Source organism: Noviherbaspirillum sp. (assembly GCF_035654295.1).
In the GTDB taxonomy this organism is placed as follows: Bacteria; Pseudomonadota; Gammaproteobacteria; order Burkholderiales; family Burkholderiaceae_D; genus Noviherbaspirillum.
This window is the reverse complement of sequence record NZ_DASRXF010000018.1, coordinates 1-2,802: the sequence shown is the minus strand read 5'-3', so window position 1 is coordinate 2,802 and position 2,802 is coordinate 1. Positions and strand designations below refer to the sequence as shown.

3 protein-coding genes and 1 pseudogene are annotated in these 2,802 nt (G+C 62.0%); 1 reads left to right on the top strand and 3 read right to left on the bottom strand.

The genetic code is table 11. The features are described 5' to 3' along the window. A pseudogene (locus VFF99_RS01815) lies at positions 1–153 on the bottom strand (branched-chain amino acid ABC transporter substrate-binding protein); the annotation flags it as partial. A 241-nt stretch (positions 154–394) separates the two neighbouring features. Between VFF99_RS01815 and VFF99_RS01810 the strand changes: the two are divergent. After that, positions 395–904 carry an Lrp/AsnC family transcriptional regulator gene (locus VFF99_RS01810; RefSeq protein ID WP_325014429.1) on the top strand — a complete coding sequence of 170 codons (510 nt, stop codon included), beginning with the start codon at positions 395–397 and terminating at the stop codon, positions 902–904. Between the two features lie 114 nt (positions 905–1,018). On the opposite strand, the gene VFF99_RS01805 is transcribed toward VFF99_RS01810, so the two are convergent. Then, positions 1,019–2,332 carry a D-amino acid dehydrogenase gene (locus VFF99_RS01805; RefSeq protein WP_325014427.1) on the bottom strand — a complete coding sequence of 438 codons (1,314 nt, stop codon included), beginning with the start codon at positions 2,330–2,332 and terminating at the stop codon, positions 1,019–1,021. A 27-nt stretch (positions 2,333–2,359) separates the two neighbouring features. Beyond that, entirely contained in the window at positions 2,360–2,740 is a 381-nt protein-coding gene (locus tag VFF99_RS01800; protein WP_325014426.1) for a hypothetical protein, read from the bottom strand. Positions 2,741–2,802 lie beyond the last annotated feature (62 nt).

Genomic DNA, 2,802 nt, shown 5'->3' with positions numbered 1-2,802 from the left:
GCCGTTCTCGTTGTCCTTGCCCAGGTGTGCAATGGCGCCGGAGATCGGGCCCACGTGGCCGATCTTGACGACCTGTTCCTGTGCCGATGCCGCACCTGCGAAGGCAAATGCGATTGCGCCAGCCAACGGAATCATTTTTGTAGTGAACTGCATAAAATATCCTCCTAAGGATTGATAAAACACAAGGTTGCTGCAAGACTCACTTGTTTGCTACTTGTCTTCACATGGCGAGAAGGGTTGTAGCTTCTTGTTATGAGCCGGCCCTGTCTGGTGAAAGGGCTGTCCCATGACATACTGTTACCATTCAGATTTCTGAACAGGCAGACGGTACAACAGAAAAAACGGTTCGAAAAGAGTTTTTCTGCGGTTTTTTGCAATATTCATCAATTTTTATATGCCTAAATTTCGCGCACTGGACAAGGTCGACCGCAAGCTTCTGAACCTGCTCCAGAAGGACAACCAGACCCCCACGCGCACCCTGGCGGAGAAGGTGCATATCTCCCAGCCTACCTGCCTGCGCCGGATCCGCGAACTGCGCGAGAGCGGCATCATCAGTGCGGACGTTGCCCTGGTCGACCCCTTTGCCCTGGGTTACGGCATGCTTGCCTTCCTCGAAGTGTCGCTGAACAACCAGTCCGACGAGCAGATGCAGGAATTCGAGGCGCGCATGGCGAAGGAACCCGAGGTCATGCAGTGCTACTTCGTGTCCGGCGAATACGATTACTTCCTCGTCGTGCATGTCATCGATATGGATGCCTATTACCAGTTCGTGCGGAAGGTGATCTCCGGCTCGGGCAACGTGCGGCACTTCCAGTCGCGCTTCCCCATGAAGCGCGCCAAGTTCGCCACGCGCATCGCCTTCGACGAAAAGGCTGCCGAGCTGCAGGTGCGTGTCGCCAAGTAGCCAAGTAGGCCGTTTCCCTATAACGCGGGGGCAGCGCGGCGGATGACAGGGCAATAAAAAATCCCGCGGGGCAGATGACCCGGCGGGATTTTTGTTTTCAGGGCGTTCAGACGCTCAGGCACGCACCGTGCGGGCGTGAGCGCCGTGCCGCGCATGCGGCGGCATCTCCGTGAAGGCAAAGTCGACCTCCGGCCGGCGTCCGGACACAATGTCGGCGATGGCACGCCCCGATCCGCAACCCATCGTCCAGCCCAGCGTGCCGTGTCCGGTGTTGAGGAACAGGTTGGCGTAGCGCGTCTTGCCGATGTACGGGACGTTGGAGGGTGTGAGCGGGCGCAGGCCGGTCCAGTAGACCGCATCGTCGTAGTCGCATGCATCCGGAAACAGTTCTCTGGTGCGCCGGGTGATCGCTGCGCAGCGGGTCGGGTTCAGTTCGCGCGTGTAGCCGTTCAGCTCGCAGGTGCCGGCCACGCGCAGCCGGTCGCCCAGGCGCGACAGCACCAGCTTGTAGCCGTCGTCGGTCAGCGACACCGAGGGCGCGGCAGCCGGGTTGGTGATGCGGTAGGTGGCGGAATAGCCCTTGCCCGGGTAGATCAACAGATCCACGCCCAAAGGCTTGAGCAGCGGCACGGAAAAACTGCCCAGCGCCACCACGAATGCATCGGCCTGCAGGACTTGGTGGCGCCCGTGTCCGTCGATGACCTCGACGCCGCACACCTTCGCGGCGGCGCCCGTCCCCTCCGTCAGGAGGCGGGTAGCGGTGGTGTTGAAGCGGAAGTCCACGCCGTTGCCGGCGGCCTTGTGTGCCAGTCCCTCGGTGAACTTGTAGACGTCGCCCGACTCATCCGTGGCGGTATAGTCGCCGCCGGCGATCTTGTTGCGCATGCCGGCGAGCGCGGGTTCGATGCGGACCACTTCGTCGGCGTCGATCGACTGGCGCGGACAGCCGAGTTCGCGCAGCAGGCGGGCAGTGGCCAGCGAATGGTCGAATTCATGCCGGTCGGTATAAAAGTGCAGGATGCCGCGCGTCAGGTGGTCATATTCGATACCGGTCTCGGCGCGTACTGCCTGCAGGGTCTGACGGCTGTACTCGGCAATCGCAACGATCTGCCGGATGTTGGCTGCGGTGCGGGCGGGCAGGCATTCACGCAGGAAATGCATTCCCCATCGCCATTGCAGCCACTCCGGCCGGAATCGGTACAGCAGCGGGGCATCTTCGCGGCCCAGCCATTTCAGGATCTTGCGCGGGGCAGCGGGGTTCGCCCAGGGCTCGGCATGCGAGACCGAGATCTGGCAACCGTTGGCAAAGCTGGTTTCCAGCGCTGCGCCGGGCTGGCGTTCGAGGACGGTGACCTCATGGCCTGCCTTGTCCAGGAACCACGCCGAAGCGGTTCCGACAATGCCGGCACCGAGTACGATGACTTTCATGACAACGGATCTCCAGTCGCTCCGGCCTTATTCTTCCGATTTCAGCCTGGCGATTTCCTGGGTCACGGCGCGCGTCACGGCGTCGCGGATGGAGACATGCAGCCCGCTCCTGATGTCGGAGGCCAGGCCTTCGACTGCCGTCTGAAGCACATCGGCCAAGCTGTCCCGCACACGCTGTTCGAGGACGAGATCGACGCGCTCGATGATCTGCTGCAGCACGCGCTCGCGGATCTCGCGCTCGAGGCGATTCCATTCATCCTCATCGAGGACATTGGCTGCGCGGGGTGCGAGTACCACGCCTTCCTCCTTGACCGCCGGCGGGGCCGGGCGCCTGGTTTCTGCCGGAGCCGGGCCGGGAATGATTTCCGTCAGGAGGGGAATGCCGGCGTCCGAGGTGGAGGAGCTCATGCCTTGTCTGCGTCGAAGTGGGTCAATGGATAGCCGCGCTGCTTGTAGAAGCGGAAGCGTTC

Coding starts and splice junctions, on each gene's coding strand:
- VFF99_RS01805 (WP_325014427.1), bottom strand. CDS start 2,332: ATGAAAGTCATCGTACTCGGTGCCGGCATTGTCGGAACCGCTTCGGCG.
- VFF99_RS01810 (WP_325014429.1), top strand. CDS start 395: ATGCCTAAATTTCGCGCACTGGACAAGGTCGACCGCAAGCTTCTGAAC.
- VFF99_RS01800 (WP_325014426.1), bottom strand. CDS start 2,740: ATGAGCTCCTCCACCTCGGACGCCGGCATTCCCCTCCTGACGGAAATC.